Origin of the sequence: Pedobacter yulinensis, assembly GCF_003029735.1 — a bacterium.
Taxonomy (GTDB): Bacteria; Bacteroidota; Bacteroidia; order Sphingobacteriales; family Sphingobacteriaceae; genus Pedobacter; species Pedobacter yulinensis.
This window is the reverse complement of sequence record NZ_KZ686270.1, coordinates 212,252-233,350: the sequence shown is the minus strand read 5'-3', so window position 1 is coordinate 233,350 and position 21,099 is coordinate 212,252. Positions and strand designations below refer to the sequence as shown.

Sequence of the window (21,099 nt, the reverse complement as noted above, 5' to 3'; positions counted from 1 at the left end):
TATGAAATTTCTGAGGTTTTTTCTTCCGCTTTGTGTCATGATTTGGGCTGCGGCGGCCTTCTCTGCAAAGGCCCAGGTTGACCCTGCTTCTTTGCCAAGACCCATCACCGGGAAGAATGATACAATCCGCGTTGCGCTTACACAATACGACGGCGAGATGATTCCATGGATCGCTTTGTCTGAAGTACGTATTTACGGGCAGCGAACTTTCGCGTCAGAAGCGCACCGGCTTGCCTTTAACCGCCTGCGCTACAATGTGCTGAAGGTCATGCCCTACGCCCTGTATGCCAAACGCCGGTACGGGCAGCTCGAATATGATCTGGCGAAGACAAAAGACCGGCGGGAACAGCGTAAACTTGTCAAAGCCTGTGACAAGGAAATTAAAGACATGTTTAACCGCGAAATTAAGGAACTGACGATCACGCAGGGGCAGATCCTGACCAAGCTGATCGACCGCGAGGTGGGACGCACCACTTTCGATATCGTGAAACAGACCAAAGGCGGGTTCAGCGCATTTGTTTACCAGTCTGTTGCACGTGTGGTGGGGCACAACCTGAAGTCGAAATACGATCCGCGCGAGGACCGGGAAATTGAATCGATCATCATTTCGTCCGGTTATTATAACTACTAACCTATGGATAAAAAAGAGACGATCTACCCGTTCAAGGTAAAACGGATGGACGGGACAGAAATACCGTTGTCGCTCTACAGGAACAAGGTGCTGCTCATCGTTAATACGGCTTCGCAGTGCGGTTTTACGCCGCAGCTAAAAGAATTGCAGGAACTCCGGGAGCAGTTTGAAGGCCAGGATTTTGAAATTCTTGGTTTTCCTACCAACGATTTTGGCCGGCAGGAGCCGCTTGATGGCGTCGATATCCAGTCTTTTTGCGAGATCAATTATGGCGTAAGGTTCCCGGTTTTTGATAAGATCATGGTACGCGGCGAGCATGCCCATCCGCTTTACCAGTTTCTGTCTAACAAAAAACTGAACGGTGTACTGACCTCAACACCCCGCTGGAACTTTCATAAATACCTGATCAACCGCCGCGGTGAGGTGTCAGATTATTTTTTCCCTTTCACCAAGCCGGGCTCATCAAAAATAAAAAAACGTGTCCAGAAACTTCTGGCAGACGAGCATACGCTATGAAACTCGATTTACTTGTGCTTGCAGCACATCCTGACGATGCCGAACTTTGTTGTTCCGGCACCATCGTCAAACATATCAAACAAGGCAAGAAAGCCGGTATCATTGACCTGACCCGCGGCGAGCTCGGTACCCGTGGCTCTGCCGAGATCCGCGACCGCGAAGCCGCGGCCTCAGCGCAGGTGCTTGGCCTCAGCGTGCGGGAAAACCTGGGCTTCCGCGACGGATTTTTCCAGAATGATGAACAGCACCGCCTGGATATCATCAGGATGATCAGGAAATACCAGCCCGACATTGTGCTTACGAATGCCCTGCATGACCGCCATCCTGACCACGGGCGTGCCGGCGACCTGGCCAACGACGCCATTTTCCTGTCAGGGCTGCGCCGCATTGAAACCGCCGACCAGGGCGTGCAGCAGGCAGAATGGCGACCCCGCCTTGTTTTGCAGTACATCCAGGACAGGTACATTCGCCCAGACATCATCGTCGACATTTCAGACGAAATGGACACGAAACTGGAATCCATCCGTTGTTTCGGCACACAGTTCTTTAATCCGCAGCTGGACGAACCGCAAACTTATATTTCCTCGCCCGAGTTTATGGATTCGATCCTGGGCAGGGCCAGGGAATTTGGCAAAGACATCGGGGCCACCTTCGGCGAAGGGTTTACTTCGAGGAAACTGCTTGGTGTAAGCAGCCTGTTCGATCTGAAATAGGCATCGCAGCCGCCATCGGGGTACGACGAACAAAAAACGCTGCCGCTTGTTTGTCCTGGCATGGGAAACATCTTTTCAACCATCAGGAAAGCATATTCGCTTTTAAAGCATATCGACCTGACCAAGCTGGAGGCGCTTTCAAGAAAAGTAGATCTGCCGAAAGTCATGGATGCGTTTTCTCAACTCGATGAGAAACAGCTCAATGGCCTCATGAAAATGATCGGCAGCGAAGGCCGCCAGAAGGAGCTGCCGCCAATTGACGGCGATTTCTACCGGCTTGGCGAGGAAGCGCTCAGCGAAGAGGATCGCGCCCTGCAGCTTAAGGTAAGGGCCTTTCTTGAGGCAGAAGTACAGCCAATCGTTAACCAATACTGGAACAAGGCCGAATTTCCACACGAGATCATTCCCAGGCTTGCTGAACTGAATATCTGTGGGTTAACCTATCAGGGCTACGGATGTCCGGGGAAATCGAACCTGATGGAAGGGATCCTTGCCATGGAAATGGCCCGTGTTGATACGTCCATATCGACCTTTTTCGGTGTGCAGAGTGGCCTGGCCATGGGGTCAATCTACCTTTGCGGTTCTGAAGAACAAAAAGAAAAATGGCTGCCGCTCATGCAACAGTTCAAGGTGATCGGGGCGTTTGGCCTCACCGAGCCCGAAGTGGGCTCGGGCGCCGCCGGCGGACTCACCGCCACGGCCAGGCGTGAAGGCGATACCTGGACCCTGAACGGAGAAAAGAAATGGATCGGCAATGCAACTTTTGCCGATGTAACCGTGATTTGGGCTCGCGACCTTGACGACGGCCAGGTTAAGGGGTTTCTTGTTGAAAAGGGAGCGCCTGGTTTTGCGGTCGAGAAAATGCAGAACAAGATGGCCCTGCGTATTGTACAGAATGGCCTGATCACCATGAAAGACTGCAGGGTCAGTGAAAAAGACCGCCTGCAGCACGCCAACTCATTCAAAGATACAGCGAAGGTGCTGCGCATGACCCGGGCAGGCGTTGCCTGGCAGGCCGTCGGCTGCGCGCGGGGTGCATATGAAAACGCGCTTCATTATACGCGTACGCGGAAACAGTTTGGCAAACCCATCGCCTCGTTCCAGATGATACAGAACCACCTGGTCGAGATGTTATCGAACCTGACCGCCATGCAAACCCTGTGCTTCAGACTGTCGCAACTGCAGGAGCAGGGCCTGCTGCTCGACGAGCACGCCTCTTTAGCCAAAGTTTTCTGCTCGCTTCGCACCCGGGATGTGGTGAGTCGCGCCCGGGAGGTTATGGGTGGAAACGGTATCCTGCTGGAATATAATGTGGCCAGATTTGTAGCCGACGCCGAAGCGATCTATTCTTATGAGGGCACAAGAGAAATCAACTCGCTGATTGTTGGCAGGGCGATTACCGGGTTTTCTGCATTTGTCTGATCTCAAATCACCGGCAGGATCTTTTCCATCACTTCCAGGCCTTCATCGATGTGGCCCTGCTCAATGCAAAGTGCCGGACGGAAACGAATGGTCCTTTCACCGCAGCCAAGGAACATGACGTTACGGGCGAGACCCGCTGCAATGAACGCATCCCGCATGGCTTTTTCCGGAAAATCAAATGAACAGAGCAGCCCGCGACCACGCACGTTCGACATTTTTCCGAATTGTTCAGAGAGGCGTTCCAGGTTCTCAAACAGATAGCCGCCAACCCGCGCCGCATTTTCACACAGGCCGTCTTCTTCAATAATATTCAGAACCTGTGTAGACCTGACCATGTCGGTGAGGTTTCCGCCCCAGGTAGAGTTGATGCGGGAAGCGACCCTGAACACATTGCCTTCGATCTCATCTACTTTTTTGCCAGCCAGGATACCGCAAACCTGCATTTTTTTACCGAAAGCCAGGATATCGGGCTGGGCTGCTTCGCTGAAATGCTGGTGGCACCAGAATTTGCCGGTCAGGCCCACGCCGGTCTGCACCTCGTCGTAAATCAACATGGCTTCGTTTTCATCGGCCAGTTGTTTCAGCGCGATCAGAAACTCCTCGCGCAGGTGGTTGTCGCCCCCTTCAGATTGAATGGGCTCTATAATAATGGCGCAAATGTCATCCTTGTGCGCGGCAAAAGCTTGTTTAACCTGCTCAAGCGACTGAGCTTCGGTTCTTTCGGCAAGCGCCAGGTTCTCCTCGTTTAAAGGAAAATGCAGCTGCGGCGTACTTACGCGCGGCCAGTCGAATTTAGCAAACCATTTCGTTTTTTCGGGAATGGTATTGGTCAGGCTGAGCGTATACCCGCTGCGACCGTGAAAGGCCTTTTCGAAATGAATGACCTTGAATCCCTTTTCTTCCTTGTAACCACGGGCAAAATTCTTCTGGACTTTCCAGTCCATGGCTACTTTTAGCGCGTTCTCAATGGCGAGCGCGCCACCTGCAATAAAGAAAGCATGAGGCAGATAATCAGGTATCCCGACCCGGCTAAATGTTTTAACGAACTCCGCGTACTGCTGCGTATACACATCAGAATTGGATGGGTTTGCCATCGCAGCAAGCAGCAAATTCTTTTTGAATTCCTCATCGCCTGTCATTTTTGGGTGGTTGTATCCCAGGGGGACAGAGGCAAAACAGGTGAAGAAGTCGAGTAGCCGCCGGTCGTGTTTGGAATCGAAAAGGTAGGCACCCTGACTTCTCTCCATGTCGTACGTCAGGTCGAAACCGTCGGCTAGAATATGGCGGCTGAGTGTGGCCGAAACCGCTGATGGGGCAACTGAAAGCTGGTACATAATCTGTTTTGCTGGTCTTTTCCAAAATTAGCAGAATGGGCCGTAATTGCAAATGGATCGGGTTTTCAGACCGGCACGACCAGATTTTTGGGTCGTTGTTTTATGGTCAATTCCGGGTTTAAACGATTTAAAATATGTTTTCGACCCCGGAAAAATAATTGGAAATAATTTCTGGTTCAAGTGCGGCGCTCCAGCGCTGAGCCCGGACCCTGGCTGCAGAGCTGCTGATGGACACTAGCTGCTAAAGGCCTGGCGTTTGCCCAGCAGGCCGGTCAGGCCACCGGTGTGAATGGCCAGGATGCTCGAGGCCTGGTCGATTACACCGTCTACAATCAGGTCGTTCAGGGCAAAAAACATCTTTCCGGTATAAACCGGATCGGTCAGCATGCCGGTGTTGCGCGCCAGCCCAGCAATGAAACGAAGTAATTCAGGCGTGGTTTTGGCGTAACCGCCGAAATGGTAATCGGTATGCAAAGACAACTGCGACGTATCGCTGCACCAGGCGCCGATATCCGCAGCCAGGAATCCTCCCGGTTTCAAAACAGGTATCACATGCAGCCGGGTATGCAGGCCGGCACCGACAATGCCTGTTAGCAGGCCGGCAGCTGTTGTGCCTGTGCCTGCGGCCACAACAATGTGGTCATACCTGTCGTTAAGTTCAGCAATGATCTCAGTGCAGCCCTGAACAGCCGGCTCACCTGATCCGCCTTCATCAATGAAATAGGCCACTTCTTCGCTGCCATGAAAGTGTTCGAAAATCTGATGTTTGTCCCGGTAGGAGCTCCGTTCGGTTGGCACGAGCCGCATGCCGAAAAGAGAACAAAGAAAAAGCAATTCATTGCCTGCAAGTTCGCCCCGCACGTAACCGGTTGCCGAAAAACCGTATCTGGCGGCAGCGGCGGCAGTAGCCAGCAGGTGGTTGGACCAGGCACCCCCAAAGGTAACAAGGTGCGTTTTTCCCTGCGCACCGGCGATGTTGAGGTGGTATTTTAATTTACGCCACTTATTGCCCGAAACATATGGATCGATCAGGTCATCACGTTTAACCGATATCCCTGCACCCGAGGGCAATATAATCTGATGCACCGGACTTGGTAAAAGCATGCCGGAAAGTTAACAATTGCAATTGGAAAGTACACAACGGGGTACCGCTTCCCAGCCGAAACCGGAACAGGTGTTTCAAATGTAGCAGATGGTGATGTGTAGCTTTTTATCCATATGCGGAACGGCAGTTACGGGCGGAAGTAGATCTTTCTGATAAGATACGGAAAAAAGTTGAGGATGATTTTAACGTTATCAGTAAAAGTTTTCATGGTATCCAATTTAAAGCATATCCGGTTCTACAAAGAGCAAGCCAATTTCCTGCAGATTGAAATGTAAAATGGAAAGATTAATTTTGCCGAATGGAAAACGAGGTTTTTGCAGGCGATTTGGACGAACAGGATCTGTACGAACATTTCAAAGTTGTAGCAGATAAAGGGCAGTCGATGCTGCGGCTTGACAAATTTTTAGTACAGCGTATTGAGAACGCCTCTCGTAACCGCATTCAGAATGCGGTCGAGGCGGGCAGTGTGCTGGTGAACGGAAAACCTGCCAAGTCCAATTACAAGGTCAAACCGCTTGATGAGGTGTCGATCGTTTTGCCGCATCCGCCACGTGACACCGAGGTGTATCCTGAAAACATTCCGCTTGATATCGTTTACGAAGATGAATCGCTGCTGCTGGTCAACAAACCGGCAGGCATGGTGGTGCATCCAGGCTTCAATAATTACAGCGGCACCCTGGTCAATGCGCTCGTTTACCACTTTTCCCAATTGCCGCAATTGCCGGGCAATGATGGCCGCCCGGGCCTGGTACACCGCATAGACAAAGATACCTCCGGACTGTTGCTGATCAGCAAAAACGACAAGGCCATTACTTTCCTGGCCAAGCAGTTTTTTGACCATTCAATTACGCGCCGGTACCTGGCGCTGGTCTGGGGCGATATAGCCGCCGACGGCCTGGTGGAGGGATACATCGGGCGCAGCCTGAAAGACCGCAAAATTATGGACGTTTACCAGGATGCTGATAAAGGGAAGTGGTCGCGTACCCATTACAAGGTGCTGGAGCGGCTGGGTTACCTGACGCTGATCAGTTGCGAACTTGAGACCGGGCGCACACACCAGATCCGGGCGCACATGAAGCACATCGGCCATCCGCTATTTAACGATTCTACCTACGGTGGTGATAAGATATTGAAGGGTACAACGTTTACCAGGTACAAGCAATTTGTGCAGAATTGTTTTGAACTGATGCCCCGGCAGGCGCTGCACGCCCAAAGCCTAGGTTTTATTCATCCTGATACGCGAAAATACATGCATTTCGAAGTACCTTTGCCTGCAGATTTCACATCGGTGCTGGAGAAATGGACAAACTACAGCAACCAGCAGCAATAACTACATGGTCAGAGAGTACATTCTTTTTCAGGACGAATTCCACCCGGCAGGTGCAGCAGTCTTAAATGCCGAAAACCGAGCTTTCAGATACGGCGATGGCTTGTTCGAGACAATGCGCATGATGAAGGGAGTCCTTGCCTTTCCCGATGAGCATGCCGACAGGCTGCAGGCCGGCATGAAAGCGCTGAAAATGGAAGGAGGTACCCTGCTCGACGGCTATTTTCTGAAGCAGAAAGCAGCTGAACTGACAAAAAAAAACCGGCACACCAATGCCCGGCTCAGGCTTTCGGTGTTTCGCGACGGGGATGGCCTTTATACGCCGGCCACCAACCGCTGCGGTTACCTCCTGCAGAGCTGGGCTGTACCCCATGCCCAGTATGAATTTAACCGCAAGGGCCTTATTGTCGACGTGTATGATGAGTTGACCAAGCCGGCCGGCCCGCTCGCGAACTTTAAAACTGCCAACGCACTGCTGTACGTTATGGCCGGCATTTACCGGAAAACACACCAGCTCGACGATGCTTTTATCCTGAACCAGGATGGATTTTTATGCGAGAGCCTGAGTGCCAATGTCTTCGTGGTGTACAACAAACAATTGTATACGCCGGCGCTCAGCGAGGGGTGTATTGCCGGAGTCATGCGCCGGGAGGTTATGCGGCTGGCAAAGGTGCATGATATTCCGCTCGTCGAGGCACAGATCAACCCCGAAATATTAAATGAAGCAGAAGAGGTATTTGTTACCAATGCGGCATCAGGGATTTCCTGGGTAATGGGGTATGGTCGCAAGCGTTACTTCAACGAAATGTCAAGGTTCCTTTCGCAAAAATTGAACGAGCCGCTGTTATAGGCGCATGCCGCGCAGGAACTCGGCTACCGGCATTCTCTTTTTTCCTTCATATTGCAAGTCAGTGATGCTGATAAAACCATCCCGCGCCGCAAATTTGAGGTATTCTTTTCCATCTGTTAAAAATGCACCCGGCTGTACCGCAGGCTCCGTCTTCTGTACTGTTGCACCGAATATTTTAAGCGTTTTGCCGTTCAGTTCGGTAAAGGCTGCGGGGTAGGGGCTGAGACCCCTGATGTGATTGTACACCGTTTCTGCAGGCTGTGCCCAATTCACTTTGCAGAATTCCTTGAAAATTTTCGGTGCATGTTTAAGCTCAGCGGTTTGCGGCTGCGGCTGCCCGGCGGCTTCGCCTGTTGCAATGGCGCCGACAGTTCGCACCAGCAGTTCTGCCCCGGTTTCCATCAGTTTGTCATGGAGCTGGCCGGCGGTTTCATCCGGGCCGATCGGCACGCGCTCGGAAAACAAGATCGCGCCGGTATCAATTTCATGCTGCAGCAGGAACGTGCTAACGCCGGTTTCGGTTTCGCCATTTATAATGGCATGATTAATTGGTGCCGCGCCGCGGTATTGGGGTAAAAGCGATGCATGAAGGTTGATCGTCCCCTTTTCAGGCATGTTCCATACGACTTCGGGCAGCATACGGAACGCAACCACCACCTGCAGGTTGGCTTTAAAAGCAGCGAGATCGTTCAGGAACGCCTCGTCACGCAGTTTTTCAGGCTGCAGTACGGGCAAACCCTTCTGCACTGCAAAGCGTTTAACGGCACTCTCCTGCAGTTTTTGCCCGCGGCCAGCCGGCTTATCGGCAGCGGTAACAACGGCAACAACTTCAAATCCTGCCTCTAAAAGGGCATTCAATGAAGCCACTGCAAAATCGGGCGTGCCCATAAAAACTATTCTCATACACCTTGTGTTAATCTCCTGCAAAATAACTAAAAAATAAACGCATCTGATGATCGATACCCTGCAGGAAGTTAAAGAAAGCGGCCTCATTTATGTCACTGACAGTACGGCGGGCATTCGGCGCATGGGCGAACCGGGTGCTTTTTATTACCTAGATGCAAAAGGCGCCCGGGTTACCGATGAGAAACAGCTGGACCGCGTCAAAAAGCTTGTCCTGCCGCCCGCCTGGACCAATGTCTGGATTGCCGTTTCGCCCAATGCCTACCTGCAGGCAACGGGAATTGATGCGGCCGGACGCAAGCAGTACCGCTACCACCCGAAATGGACAAGCCGGCGTTCAGATGCAAAGTATTTCAGGCTGGCTGAGTTTGCACGTGTACTGCCCCGTGCCAGGAAACAGATTCTAACTGATTTGCGCCGCAAAAAACTGGACGAACGAAAGGTTCTGGCCATTTGTGTCGACGTTATGCAGAAAACACTGATCCGCATCGGCAATGAAAGTTACAAACGCAAGCATGGGTCTTTCGGACTGAGCACACTTCGCGACAAACATGCCGTTATTAACGGTTCCAAACTCGAGTTGAGTTTTGTGGGAAAAAAAGGTGTACAGCAGCAGGTGCGCTTAACCGACCGGAATCTGGCCAAACTGGTAAAAAAGTGCCGCGAAATACCCGGGCAGGAGCTGTTCCAGTATTACCTCCCGGATGGGAGCAGGCGAAGTGTCGACTCGGGACGCATCAATGCGTACATCCAGGAAATTACAGGAAGCGACTTTACCGCAAAAGACTTCAGAACCTGGGGCGGTACGCTTGAGGCCTTCAGGCAAATGGCCCAGTGTTTCCAGGCCGGAGATCAGCGCCCACGCAAAAAACTGATCGTTGATGTGCTCGACTGCGTCGCTTTCAAACTGGGCAACACCCGCGCGGTGTGTAAAAGCTCTTATGTGTACCCCATGCTGCTCGAGGCTTTTGAAAATGACCAACTCGGTCAGTTCCTGAAAAAAGTAAAACCTGCTCAGAAAACCCAACTCAGCGGGCTTGAAAGCGACGAGAAAGTGCTTCTGGCTTTTCTGAAAGCTGTAAGCGCTGAAGTGGCAGCGATTAAGGAAGCTCCTCAAAAAGGGAAAGCTGGACGCTCGGCCCCGCAGGCTGCGACTGAAAATTAGACAGACTGATGCCCAGCAGGCGAATTTTCTGTTTACCGTCTGCCGCCTTTTCCAGGAGGGCAAGCGCGGCGTCAGCTATTGCTTCGGCCGTATCAAAAACCTCTTCCTGGGTGCGGCTGCGGGTAATCTGTCTGAAGTCGGCAAATTTCACTTTGAGTGTCAGGGTCCTCCCTTTTAACTCGCTGCGGTTTACGCGGCCGGCAATGATGGCAGCCAGTCGTATAAGTTGGGTTCGGAGCGTTCCCTGGTCTGCTGTGTCTTCGCTGAATGTGTCTTCGGCGGCTACAGATTTTGTTTCCCGGTGCGCCTGTACGGGCCGGTTATCAATGCCCCTGACCACCTGGTAGTAAAATCCGCCGGTTTTTCCAAAGCGCATGCGCAACTCTGCTTCAGACAATTTAAGCAGGTCTGCCCCGGTGTGCAAGCCCATATTTTTCATTTTGGTAGCGGTAACCTTACCGACCCCGAAGAATTTTTCGACCGGCAGGCTTTCCATAAAGACCGCTGCGCGGGATGGGCCGATGAAAGTAAGGCCATCGGGTTTCTGCAGATCTGAAGCGATCTTAGCAAGAAACTTGTTGATGGAAACACCGGCAGAAGCCGTGAGGCTGAGCTCATTCCTGATTGCATCTTTGATGTGGCGGGCTATATCAAGTGCTGAACCGATGCCCATTTTATCAGTCGTTACATCGAGGTACGCCTCATCAAGCGACAGGGGCTCGATCAGATCGGTATAGCGCCGGAAAATTGCCCGGATTTCCTGGGAAACTTTCTTATAAGCGTCAAACCGGGGCGGTACGAAAAGTGCATGCGGACAAAGTTTAGCCGCTTGCGCGCAGGGCATCGCCGAGCGCACCCCAAACTGCCTGGCTTCATAACTGGCGGTTGTTACCACACCCCGGCTGTCTGGCGGTCCGCCAACTACGATCGCTTTGCCACGGTATTCCGGAAAATCACGCTGTTCGACCGATGCATAAAATGCGTCCATGTCTATGTGGATGATCTTACGAAAGGGTTTAACAGCCTGTTCCATGGCAAGGGGTAAATTCGGGATATTTCCGGGATTTTCAATCAGAAGAGTGTGGCCTGGACTGGGCTGGCTGGTACCAGGTGCGTAGTATGCACCCTGAAAACCGGCGTCTCTTCATACCGAGAAGCCACCACAACCCGGGTTTGCCCGGCGTGGGCGCCGAAAAGGTCGGCAACCAGCTGGGGGTCGTTGTTGTCGCGCGAGAGGTGAGCCAAAAGCAGCAGGTTAAGGTATTCTGAACGGTAGGAAAGGAAGACATCGAGTGCCTGCCTGTTCGACAGGTGCCCGTAACCACCTTTAATGCGGTTTTTCAGGAAATAGGGGTAACGGCCTCTTTCAAGCATGTCTTCGCAATAATTGCTTTCCAGGAAAGCAGCATGACAGCGCCCGAAATGTGCACTCAGTTCTTCGCAGCAGGCACCCAGATCGGTAAAAACGCCGACGCGGACACCAGCTCCTTCAACCACAAAACTGTGGGGGTCGATGGCGTCATGACGCTTCAAAAAACATTTCACGGTCAGGTCCCCGATCTGTATGCTATCGCCTGAACAAAAGCAATAAGTACGCTGCTCGTCCAGCAAAAGCCGAAGCTGCTGCCGTGTTTTCTCCGTTACGTAGACAGGCAACCTGTATTTGCGTGCCAGCACCGAAAGGCCGCGAATGTGATCTGAATGTTCGTGAGAAATGAATACGGCGGCAACCTTGTTCACGTCCAGGCCCAGGCGGGCCATTCGTTTTTCGATTTCCCGGCAGGAAATCCCCGCATCGACCAGGACCGCTTCGCGGTCATTGCCAACATAATAACAATTTCCATTGCTGCCGGAGTTGAGGGAAGTAACGAACAGAGACATGCTGTAAAGGTCGGAAAAATTATGTCAACAAAAAAAGCGGAGATGCCGCTTCGCAGCATCCCCGCCATCTAAATTAACGCTCTCCATATATAGACGCCCTGTGCGGACGAATATTGTGCAGGCAATATTTTTTTTCTTAAGTGTCCGGGTTTACAGCCTGGTCAAACTTGTCGCCTTTTTCGGCTATGTCGCTTTCTGGCTTCTCCTGGTCTGTGCTGATCTCGCTATCACCCTGGTTGCCGTCTTTGTCGGCTTTCTTTTGCTCTTCCGTCAGCTCGACCTCTGCATTCCTCGGATTTTTCTCGTTGTCTTCTTTAGCAGTCATGATGTTGTGATTTTGATGTGTACAGTCTGCTTTAAAGACACGCACCCGGCCGGAATGTTTAGAAATAAGTGAAAAACAAAAAAGCGGAGATGCCGCTTCGCAGCATCCCCGCCATCTAAATTAACGCTCTCAATATATAGACGCCCCGATCTGCCATATATTGTGCAGCGGAGCATTTTTTAATGTGCTGTCCTGCTGCTGCCACAGATGGTATCGAGAATGTGCCCGATTACATCAAAGTCCAGGTCTTCAGGCCTCGTAAACCAAATGCAGCCTTTGCCGATCGATAAGCCCCTGAGCTGCTGCCTGAATCTGTTCAGCAGGTCGTGCTTCATGACATATAGCTTCAGACAGTTGTCGCGGAAGTCGAAAGCCAGTTCGGGCACGCCATTGCGTTTATAAGCAGGCATGCCGTAACAGATGCCTTCGTCATAGCCTTTCAGTTTTTGCCGGCAAAGTTCGTTCAGCCTGTGAATGACAGCTTTGAACGCTGCAGGAGAGCCGTTATTTGCAGTATAAACGGTTGCAGTTTCCATAGGTTTGGTAGTTGATACATCAATTTACATCATTCTGCGCGAGGACGCAACAGCCACATACCGGCCCTGAACAAGATGATGCGGGAAACGGGTAATTTAGTGCCACTGAAGCAAGCAGCGCGCGGTTTTTCAGCGTGTTAAGTTTTTGTTAAGTTTTCGTCGTTCAATTGTTACCAATTATACCGAACCGGTATGCTGAAGCCGGACAACAGCAGAAAATGAACCGACCAATGGATCCCCGCGTGGTGCGGTCGGCACATTATTTTGAATCGGGCAGGGGTTTTGATACCTTAGCGGTTGCCGCTCTCCTACACACCAGGCCGGATACATTGCCATTCCAAGCCTGTTTAAAACCTATCCGAATGAAAAAAAGTATCGAACTGACAGAAGGACAAATCTGGAGCAACAACATTGAGCGGTTCCAGATCGTAAGCATAGTAAATGACCAGGTCACGCTGGAAAGTGATGCCGGCGTGCGTAAACTCGGAATCAATTTTTCAGGCTCTGTAAAAATGAATGTTGCAGACCTGGAACAATTTCTCCAAAACGAATTCGTGAGTTTTCAGGTTGTTGAATCCTGATCTGTATTCTGGACAATCCAGCTCATCAATTCGTCTGCAATGGCCGGAAGCCTGGTTTCCCTGTTTCAATCTGCCAGCGCTGACTTAGATGCAATGTCAGGGTGGCCCGGCCCGGGCGGGTGGGCAGTGCCGAAACGCCGTTGCAAACAATTTGCGGTGTTGATGGTTAATTGATTTTATAACCTAAGAAATCTTTTAACTATGGATACATTAAAGAAATTCGAACTGATGGAAAAAATTGTCCGCGAGCTGGAAGATTTTCAGAACAGCGGACAGGCCCTGATTCAAAAAATAGCCAAGATTGAAGTGGACAATATTGAACTTGGCGACAAGCGGCTGGAAACAGACCTTCCTGACATTCACCAGCGCGTTGCCGACAACACCGAGGCCATTCAGGGTATACTGGCTTATTTTGCAGAGAAGACTGAAAGCTTTGGCAGTAAGAACAACGTCGATGCTTTAAAAGAACAGCAGGCGATCAATAACGCCACCGGACATTAGCAAGGGCCCTTTGGGGCCTTTTTTTATGCCGCCGGCAGCGGAAGATTGATACAAAAAGTGGTTCCCTGTCCCGGAGCGCTTTTTACCGTAATGCTGCCGCCATTCCTGATCATAAAGTCTTTACATACCAGCAATCCGAGCCCGGTGCCCCGTTCGTTGTGAGTGCCGCGGGTAGAGCGGTTGCTGAAAGAAAACATAGATGGAATGCGCTCGGGAGCAATTCCGATGCCGGTATCAGCAATGCTCAGCTGCGCAATCCCGCCCGAAATCTTTGTAGCGAGGTGGATGTTTCCGCCCGGAAGGCAGAATTTGATCGCATTGTTAACAAGGTTGCGTACCACAATCTGGATCATGAGTTTATCTGCATGGATGATCAAATCTGCGCCGAGGTCTTTGGTAATCGATATTGATTTGGCCTTGGCAGCAGGCTCATAGTAACCCGCCTCGTGCTCCACGAGGGCATTCAGGCTAAAATGGTCTCTCTGCAGTTCGAAACCTTTCATCTGGCTGCGGGACCAATGCAGAATATTCTCGAGCAGGTCTGTCGTATAGAGGATATCGCGGTTCACGCCGGGTGCAATTTCCTTGAACTCCTCCAGCGTGATCTGGTCTTTCGAAAGCATTTTTATCACCTCAGACAAGTTGACCAGAGGCCCCCGAAGGTCGTGCGCAATAACTGAAAAGATGGTGTCCTTCAGCTGGTTGAGCTGTTGTAATTCGTGGGCCTGTTCCTTCAGCCGCAGCGCATCCTGCCGCAGCGTGGTCAGGTCCTGGATCTTGACCAGCGTAACCGGAACATTGAACTTGCTGTCGTCCATAAACCGCAGCTCGGCCTCAAGCTGAAGCTTGCCTGTAGTGGCCGCGGTTCGCACTTCGATCTTGCCCGGCTTTTTCTGCCTGATGGCAGCTGTTAATTCGCTTTCTTCTGAAATAAACGAGTAGATCGACCTTCCGATCAGCCGGTCGCCGAGCCCCAGGAAACGTTTTGCTGCCGAATTGATATCGATCATCCGGTCGCGTTCGTCGAGCAGGATAAAACCGTCCTGCATCAGGTCAAGTACCTTTTCTCGCGCCAGCGGTATGACGTCGAATATTTTAAACCGGTAAATAGCGATCAGCACAATGATGATGGTCAGGGTGAAAGCGAAAGGGGTCAGGTCGAGGTTGACAAGCGGGCGGATGCCAAGTACATAAAGAATGTTGGCGATCCAGGGAATGAAAGACGCAAACAGGATCAGGTGATGCTGTGCCCGGTATATGGGATCGGTTCGCCTGAAATTGATAATGAGCAAATAAACGCCATGGGCCAGTAAACCATAAAAATATACCGTAAAAAAGCGGTAGAACCAGCCAGGCTCAATATCAGCCATTGGGAACGGCCCCATGAAATTGGCTGAATGTGATCTGTAATACCAATGGTGGAGGGAATTGGTCCACACCAGCAGGATGGTCACACAGGGAACGACAAACAACAGCGCCATATTCCTTGTCCGGCCGTACCACTCGTCCTTGCTGCACATGCTCAGGCAGAACAAATACCAGAATACGGGAAGCGTTGCAATACCAAGGTATTCGATATTGGTAAAAAACTTCATCTGCCAGGCTGTCGGCGAAGCCAGCTCGAACCCATAGGCAATGGACCATACCGCATTTGAAAACAAGGTGCAGCCCAGCCACTTCATGGTGCCATTTTCCCGCCTGATGATCAGCGAGGACATGCACAAAATTGCCAGTCCGGACACCAGCAGCAAAATTGCATAGATATTAAAGGCAAATGTCATGAAGAGGAGAGCGCTTGAAAGCAATGGGCGGAAAATCCTCCTTTGCTAAATTTTAGGTGTGATATTTGATAGTCGAACAGGTGTTAAAATTAGCAATAAAATCTTAAACCTTATCTGTATACACATGAAAAAGCTTTTACTTTCTTTCGTTTTTGCTGGACTGACTGCCGCCGCTTCGGCGCAGGTTGTGCCTGCTTTCCAGCTCGGCGTCAAGGCCGGTGTTAACCTTGCCAAATTTAATACAGAAAACCGCTTCGGCAGCGACAACCGGACTGGGTTTTATGGAGGGCTGTGGGGCCGGGTTGGGGCCGCAGGCATTCATTTTCAGCCTGAACTTTACCTTTCTGGTAAAAACACCGAACTTACCAGCGATGCGACCGGCGAAGTGAACGAGGTGAATTTTACAAGTATCGATGTTCCCTTGCTGATTGGTACAAAGATCGGCGCGGCGGGTATTGGCGCCAGGCTGAATACGGGCCCCATGGTTTCTTTCATTCTCAGTAAAGACCAGAAATTTGGCCAGGCAGCTTCAAATATTTACAATGGAAATTTTAAAAACCAGGCATTTGGCTGGCAGTTTGGAGCAGGCGCAGACATACGCCGTATCAGCCTTGACCTGCGTTACGAACTTGGCCTGTCTAAAATTGCGAAAGACGGGTACCCGGATACGAAGCTGAATTTGTTTACCCTGGGCCTTGCCCTGCGGGTATTGTAATCGGCAGGTCCTGAATGATCATAGCCCGCCCTTCGCGGGCTTTTTTATTTGTCGATTTCTTTCAGTTCGTATTCAAACGCGCCTTTGATCGGAGAGATATTTTTTTCGCGGTCTATGCTCAGGACTTTGATGTAACAGCCGCCAAAATAAAAAATGAACGAAGAATAAAATACGAAGAGCATGATCAGCACAATAGAGCCCGAGGCACCGTAAATATTGCCAATGTTGCTCATAGGCAGCAGGATACGAAGTATGAACTTGCCCAGCGTAAACAGCACACCGGTGAGAATGCCTCCGGACAGCGCAATGGCCCAACGGGGGCGGCCGTTGGTAAGGAACCTGAAAAGCACCGTAAACCAGGTCGTTACAATTGCAACAAAAATCAACTGGTTCAGGATCGAGGTAATGACCAGGCCGAAACTGGGAGAGGCATCGCGCAGGTAAGAGGCGATCAGGACCTGTACGCTGTCGAGCAGGAGCCCAACGAAGAACAACAGGCCAGCCAGCAGGATGACCACAAACGAAATAGCCCGCAGCTTCAGGTTGAACATGATGCCGGGCTTGTCTTTCACACCGAGCGACCAGATTTGATTCAGAGAATTTTTAATGACATTGAACAGGGTGGTCGCAACAAAAATAAAGAATACAAAACTGATCAGCGTAATGTACCAGGCCTGATTTACATCGCGGATGTTGCGCAAGGTCTGGCGGATCTGTAAAATGCTGCTTTCGTCCAGGATATGCCCGAGCTGTTCGAAAAGCCTGGATACCAGCACCCGGCGGTCCGTAAAGACGCCGAAAAGCCGGATCAGGATGATCAGAATAGGCGGCAGGGCAAAATTTGCAAAAAAAGCGGTTGCCCCTGCAAGCCGAAGCGGGTCGTTCCTTCTGAAAAGCCGGAAAGCGTGTTTCAGTAAAATACAAAAGTGTCCGATCCGGTGAATGATCCTGGCTGGCATGTTAGGTAGCGCTGGGTTTATCAGGCCGAAAGTAGTAAAAAATACCTACCCAGACCCGCTCTCTTCAAACTGAACCGCTTTTCTATTGAAAATGTTTCACCGTTATAAAGCGGCGGTGGCGTTTCGGCTGCCGCCGGATGCAAAGGCGGGCGGCGCCAAAAAAAAGCCGGACTTCAGGAATTGAAATCCGGCTTCTATGCCACGCGATAGGGATGCCCGGTTACAGGTTGCCGCGCAATTCCTGTTCGCGTTCCAGCGCCTCGAAAAGTGCTTTAAAGTTCCCGGCGCCGAATGACTGCGCCCCCTTTCGCTGTATGATCTCGAAGAACAGTGTAGGCCGGTCTTCTACCGGTTTGGTGAAAATCTGGAGCAGGTAACCTTCTTCATCGCGGTCAACCAGGATGCCCAGTTCCCTGAGCGGCGCCAGCTCCTCTTCAATCTCGCCCACCCGTTCAGGCAGCATGCCATAATAGCTTTCAGGTGGCGCCCCCAGAAACTCGACTCCCCGCGCTTTGAGCGCGCGCACGGTCTGAACGATGTCTTTGGTGGCAACGGCAATATGCTGTACGCCTTCACCCTCGTAAAACTCGAGATACTCTTCGATCTGCGATTTTTTTTTGCCCTCTGCCGGTTCGTTGATCGGGAATTTTGAAAAGCCATTGCCATTGCTCATGACCTTGCTCATGAGGGCTGAATACTCGGTATTGATCTGCTTGTCATCGAACGACAGGATGTTGACAAAACCCATCACTTCTTCGTACCATTTTACGGTTTCATTCATCCTGTTCCAGCCTACATTGCCTACGCAATGATCTATGTACAGCAAACCGGTTTCTTCTGGCTGGTAATCGCTCTCCCATTTACGGAAGCCCGGCAGGAAGCTGCCGGTGTAATTTTTTCGCTCTACGAACAGGTGCACCGTTTCTCCGTAGGTGTAGATTCCCGACATACGCACCTCTCCGTCGCTGTCAGTCAGAACGGTTGGCTCCAGGTAGGGCCGGCCGCCGCGTTTGGTCGTTTCTTCGAAAGCTTTGAATGCGTCTTCAACCCATAAGGCAAGGACTTTCACGCCGTCGCCATGTCTGCGCACGTGTTCGCTTACGGGGTGCTCTGATTTCAGCGCAGTAGTCAGCACAATCCTGATCTTGCCCTGCTGCAAGACGTAAGATGCTTTGTCGCGCTGCCCGGTTTCAGGGCCGGCGTAGGCCAGCGACTGGAAGCCAAAGGCTGTTTTATAGTAATGCGCCGCCTGTTTGGCGTTGCCTACGTAAAATTCCACGTAATCGGTGCCGTTAATGGGCAGGAAATCTTGGGCGGCAGCAATCTTCTCTGCAAATGTCTGTGTCATATGATGTTTTTGAGGATGTACATGTGTTACTGAACCCAGCTTTTATGATAGTTCTCGTCTTCGATGCTCATGGCATCGGCTGTAATCATCAGCGGCCTGAAAGAGTCGATCATTACCGCCAGTTCTTTTGTCGATTCCTGGCCGATCGATTTTTCAACGGTTCCAGGATGCGGGCCATGTGGTATGCCTCCCGGATGCAGCGTAATCTGGCCTTTTACCACGCTTTTCCGGCTCATGAAATCGCCGTCTACGTAATACAGCACCTCATCGCTGTCTACATTGCTGTGGTTGTATGGAGCCGGAATAGACTCGGGGTGGTAATCGTACTTGCGCGGTACGAAAGAACAGACCACAAAGTTATGGGCCTCGAAAGTCTGGTGCACGGGCGGCGGCTGGTGCAGCCTGCCGGTAATGGGCTCGAAATCATGAATGGAGAAGGCCCAGGGATAGTGAAAACCATCCCAGCCTATATAATCAAACGGGTGTGTGCCGTATACATACGGATAGATCAGCCCTTGTTTTTTGATCAGTACGCGGAAATCGCCTGTCTCATCAAAGGTCTGCAGGTTTTCGGGCCTGCGGATGTCGCGTTCACAATAAGGCGAGTGCTCTTCCAGCTGCCCAAAAGCATTCCGATAACGTTTCGGACTCCTGATCGGGCTGAAGCTTTCTACAATGAGCAGCCTGTTTTCCGGCGTATCAAAATGCATCTGGTAAATCGTGCCACGCGGAATGACCAGGTAATCACCATAAGAAAATTTAAGCTCGCCAAAGCCACTTTTCAGTGTGCCCGATCCTTCATGGATAAAGATCATCTCGTCTGCCTCGCTGTTCTTGTAGAAGTACGCGGTCATCGAGGCCTGGGGAGCAGCCAGGATGATATGCAGGTCGGCATTGACGAGCACGGGTTTTCGGCTTTCAAGATAGTCCTGAGCAGGTTGGATCCGGAAACCGATCAGGCTGGTGTGCTTCAGGTGTTTATCTTGTGCAATCTGCGGCGCCACGCTGTAAGGTTCGCCCAGCGATTTGACAAGTGTGGGAGGGTGACAATGATAAACGAGCGAATATAAACTGGAAAACCCTTCGGTAGAGACCAGTTCTTCGGCATACAAACCGCCATCAGGTTTGCGAAATATGGTGTGCCGCTTGTGGGGCACCTGGCCCAGTTGGTGATAAATTGGCATAGAAACACTATTTGGTTATATAATCGGGTATATGAAAAACAGGCAACGCACCTGAACGTTTCCGGTTATCAAAAAAATATGGCAGGCAGTTAAGAATACTGCGCAAAGACGAGTTTTGAAAGCATGCGGCTGCGGTAAACCGCGCGGCCTTCTTCGGCCGGCAGGTTCAGGTAACAGCAGTTCTGCATTGCTTTCATGTAACTAAAGTAGGCTTTTTTTTTATTGCAAACAAATGTACCCGTATAGCCCGGGCGTGTGAAAAGTTCCCTGCTGCGTAATTTTTCTTAGCTTTACAGACATCATTTAACCAAAGACCTGAACAAATGAAACTCGTATCGTACAAAACCGAAGAAACGGAACACCTTGGCGTTTTTATAGAGGGACATATCTACAACCTGCACAGCTGTGATAAGCAATTGCCAGACAACATGGCTGAATTTCTGCGTGGCGGCCCTGACCTGATGGATCGCGCCAAGGCGGTTGACCAGCAAATAAAAATGGCCGCCATCCAGGCAAAAGAGGAGGTTTTTTACGAATTGATTGCTCCTGTACCGCACCCGACATCCTGCCGCGATGGTTATGCATTCAGGCAACATGTAGAGGCGGCCCGACGCAACAGGCGGGTAGAAATGATCCCCGAGTTTGATCAGTATCCCATCTTTTATTTCACAAACCATAACGCCATTCAGGGGCCCGGAGAAATTGCCTGTATGCCCGATCACTTTGATAAGCTTGATTTTGAGCTGGAAGTGGCTGTCGTAATTGGCCGCCAGGGACGGAACATCAGGGCTGAAGAGGCCGATGCCTTTATTGCGGGTTACATGATCATGAACGACATGAGCGCCCGCACGTTACAAATGGAAGAAATGAAACTGAACCTGGGGCCGGCGAAAGGAAAAGATTTTTCTACTGTGATCGGCCCGTGGCTGGTCACTCCCGATGAGCTGGAGCCTTTTCGCGTTTCGCCTAAAGCCGGGCATACAGGTGCAAGTTATGACCTGAAAATGGTATGCAGGATCAATGGCAGGGAGGTCTCGGCAGGAAGCATGGCCGATATGGACTGGACATTTGCAGAGATCATTGAGCGTTGCGCATACGGCGTCGATATACTGCCCGGCGACGTGATTGGATCGGGCACCGTGGGCACCGGCTGTTTCCTGGAACTCAACGGTACCGGCCTGCTGAATGACCCGGCTTACCCGGTACAATGGCTGCAGGACGGCGATACGGTAGAAATGGAGATCACCGGCCTCGGCGTGCTGCACAACACGATCAGGAAAGAAGCAAGCGATTTCTCAATTCTGCACCGTAAAAAACCATAA

22 protein-coding genes are annotated in these 21,099 nt (G+C 51.2%); 11 read left to right on the top strand and 11 right to left on the bottom strand.

Annotated features, from left to right (window positions below; genetic code table 11):
• The first annotated feature begins 1 nt into the window (after window position 1).
• Genes C7T94_RS15540 through C7T94_RS15525 form a run of 4 tightly spaced genes read left to right on the top strand, consistent with a single transcriptional unit; the run spans window position 2 to window position 3,282 of the window.
• Window positions 2-631, top strand: a complete 630-nt coding sequence (locus C7T94_RS15540) for a DUF4294 domain-containing protein (protein WP_107216328.1) — start codon at window positions 2-4, stop codon at window positions 629-631.
• Between the two features lie 3 nt (window positions 632-634).
• The gene (locus C7T94_RS15535; RefSeq protein WP_107216327.1) at window positions 635-1,147 is read left to right on the top strand and encodes a glutathione peroxidase; all 513 of its coding nucleotides are present in this window, start codon (window positions 635-637) and stop codon (window positions 1,145-1,147) included.
• Entirely contained in the window at window positions 1,144-1,860 is a 717-nt protein-coding gene (bshB1, locus tag C7T94_RS15530) for a bacillithiol biosynthesis deacetylase BshB1 (protein ID WP_107216326.1), read from the top strand. Before C7T94_RS15535 ends, bshB1 begins: the two co-directional genes overlap by 4 nt.
• Window positions 1,861-1,920: 60 nt before the next feature.
• Window positions 1,921-3,282: an acyl-CoA dehydrogenase family protein gene (locus tag C7T94_RS15525; protein ID WP_107216325.1), complete on the top strand. Its 1,362-nt coding sequence runs from the start codon at window positions 1,921-1,923 to the stop codon at window positions 3,280-3,282.
• A gap of 2 nt (window positions 3,283-3,284) precedes the next feature.
• On the opposite strand, the gene lat is transcribed toward C7T94_RS15525, so the two are convergent.
• Both lat and C7T94_RS15515 read right to left on the bottom strand, forming a co-directional pair.
• On the bottom strand, window positions 3,285-4,616 hold the full coding sequence (gene lat / locus C7T94_RS15520; RefSeq protein WP_107216324.1) for an L-lysine 6-transaminase: 1,332 nt from the start codon (window positions 4,614-4,616) through the stop codon (window positions 3,285-3,287).
• A 234-nt stretch (window positions 4,617-4,850) separates the two neighbouring features.
• Window positions 4,851-5,720 carry a 1-aminocyclopropane-1-carboxylate deaminase/D-cysteine desulfhydrase gene (locus C7T94_RS15515; RefSeq protein ID WP_107216323.1) on the bottom strand — a complete coding sequence of 290 codons (870 nt, stop codon included), beginning with the start codon at window positions 5,718-5,720 and terminating at the stop codon, window positions 4,851-4,853.
• Between the two features lie 299 nt (window positions 5,721-6,019).
• Between C7T94_RS15515 and C7T94_RS15510 the strand changes: the two genes are divergently transcribed.
• Both C7T94_RS15510 and C7T94_RS15505 read left to right on the top strand, forming a co-directional pair.
• Complete coding sequence (locus tag C7T94_RS15510; protein ID WP_107216322.1) at window positions 6,020-7,051, top strand: RluA family pseudouridine synthase; 1,032 nt, start codon at window positions 6,020-6,022, stop codon at window positions 7,049-7,051.
• 4 nt (window positions 7,052-7,055) lie between these two features.
• Window positions 7,056-7,898 (top strand): aminotransferase class IV, encoded by an 843-nt coding sequence (locus C7T94_RS15505; protein WP_107216321.1) that lies wholly within the window; start codon window positions 7,056-7,058, stop codon window positions 7,896-7,898.
• Here C7T94_RS15505 and fmt read toward each other — a convergent pair.
• On the bottom strand, window positions 7,893-8,801 hold the full coding sequence (gene fmt / locus C7T94_RS15500) for a methionyl-tRNA formyltransferase (protein ID WP_107216320.1): 909 nt from the start codon (window positions 8,799-8,801) through the stop codon (window positions 7,893-7,895). The two genes, C7T94_RS15505 and fmt, sit on opposite strands and share 6 nt — an antisense overlap.
• A gap of 49 nt (window positions 8,802-8,850) precedes the next feature.
• Between fmt and C7T94_RS15495 the strand changes: the two genes are divergently transcribed.
• Window positions 8,851-9,966: a DNA topoisomerase IB gene (locus C7T94_RS15495; protein WP_107216319.1), complete on the top strand. Its 1,116-nt coding sequence runs from the start codon at window positions 8,851-8,853 to the stop codon at window positions 9,964-9,966.
• On the opposite strand, the gene dinB is transcribed toward C7T94_RS15495, so the two are convergent.
• The 4 genes from dinB to C7T94_RS15475 all read right to left on the bottom strand — a co-directional run bounded on the left by dinB (window position 9,902) and on the right by C7T94_RS15475 (window position 12,708).
• On the bottom strand, window positions 9,902-10,999 hold the full coding sequence (gene dinB / locus C7T94_RS15490) for a DNA polymerase IV (protein ID WP_107216318.1): 1,098 nt from the start codon (window positions 10,997-10,999) through the stop codon (window positions 9,902-9,904). The two genes, C7T94_RS15495 and dinB, sit on opposite strands and share 65 nt — an antisense overlap.
• Window positions 11,000-11,037: 38 nt before the next feature.
• Window positions 11,038-11,847, bottom strand: coding sequence for an MBL fold metallo-hydrolase (locus C7T94_RS15485; protein WP_107216317.1), 810 nt, complete (start codon window positions 11,845-11,847; stop codon window positions 11,038-11,040).
• A gap of 136 nt (window positions 11,848-11,983) precedes the next feature.
• Window positions 11,984-12,172, bottom strand: coding sequence for a hypothetical protein (locus C7T94_RS15480; protein ID WP_107216316.1), 189 nt, complete (start codon window positions 12,170-12,172; stop codon window positions 11,984-11,986).
• A gap of 179 nt (window positions 12,173-12,351) precedes the next feature.
• Window positions 12,352-12,708, bottom strand: coding sequence for a DUF1801 domain-containing protein (locus C7T94_RS15475; RefSeq protein ID WP_107216315.1), 357 nt, complete (start codon window positions 12,706-12,708; stop codon window positions 12,352-12,354).
• 362 nt (window positions 12,709-13,070) lie between these two features.
• Here C7T94_RS15475 and C7T94_RS19435 point away from each other — a divergent pair, with 362 nt between their 5' ends.
• Window positions 13,071-13,289, top strand: a complete 219-nt coding sequence (locus C7T94_RS19435) for a hypothetical protein (RefSeq protein ID WP_162618731.1) — start codon at window positions 13,071-13,073, stop codon at window positions 13,287-13,289.
• A 201-nt stretch (window positions 13,290-13,490) separates the two neighbouring features.
• Window positions 13,491-13,790: a hypothetical protein gene (locus tag C7T94_RS15465; RefSeq protein WP_107216313.1), complete on the top strand. Its 300-nt coding sequence runs from the start codon at window positions 13,491-13,493 to the stop codon at window positions 13,788-13,790.
• A gap of 23 nt (window positions 13,791-13,813) precedes the next feature.
• Here C7T94_RS15465 and C7T94_RS15460 read toward each other — a convergent pair whose 3' ends face one another.
• Window positions 13,814-15,571, bottom strand: coding sequence for a sensor histidine kinase (locus C7T94_RS15460; RefSeq protein WP_107216312.1), 1,758 nt, complete (start codon window positions 15,569-15,571; stop codon window positions 13,814-13,816).
• 124 nt (window positions 15,572-15,695) lie between these two features.
• Between C7T94_RS15460 and C7T94_RS15455 the strand changes: the two genes are divergently transcribed.
• On the top strand, window positions 15,696-16,286 hold the full coding sequence (locus C7T94_RS15455) for a porin family protein (protein ID WP_107216311.1): 591 nt from the start codon (window positions 15,696-15,698) through the stop codon (window positions 16,284-16,286).
• Window positions 16,287-16,330: 44 nt separating this feature from the next.
• Here C7T94_RS15455 and C7T94_RS15450 read toward each other — a convergent pair whose 3' ends face one another.
• The 3 genes from C7T94_RS15450 to C7T94_RS15440 all read right to left on the bottom strand — a co-directional run bounded on the left by C7T94_RS15450 (window position 16,331) and on the right by C7T94_RS15440 (window position 19,777).
• On the bottom strand, window positions 16,331-17,245 hold the full coding sequence (locus tag C7T94_RS15450; RefSeq protein ID WP_107216310.1) for a YihY/virulence factor BrkB family protein: 915 nt from the start codon (window positions 17,243-17,245) through the stop codon (window positions 16,331-16,333).
• A 220-nt stretch (window positions 17,246-17,465) separates the two neighbouring features.
• Entirely contained in the window at window positions 17,466-18,593 is a 1,128-nt protein-coding gene (hppD, locus tag C7T94_RS15445) for a 4-hydroxyphenylpyruvate dioxygenase (RefSeq protein ID WP_107216309.1), read from the bottom strand.
• 26 nt (window positions 18,594-18,619) lie between these two features.
• Window positions 18,620-19,777, bottom strand: coding sequence for a homogentisate 1,2-dioxygenase (locus tag C7T94_RS15440; protein ID WP_107216308.1), 1,158 nt, complete (start codon window positions 19,775-19,777; stop codon window positions 18,620-18,622).
• A gap of 323 nt (window positions 19,778-20,100) precedes the next feature.
• On the opposite strand from C7T94_RS15440, the gene C7T94_RS15435 reads away from it, so the two are divergent.
• Window positions 20,101-21,099: a fumarylacetoacetate hydrolase family protein gene (locus C7T94_RS15435; protein WP_107216307.1), complete on the top strand. Its 999-nt coding sequence runs from the start codon at window positions 20,101-20,103 to the stop codon at window positions 21,097-21,099.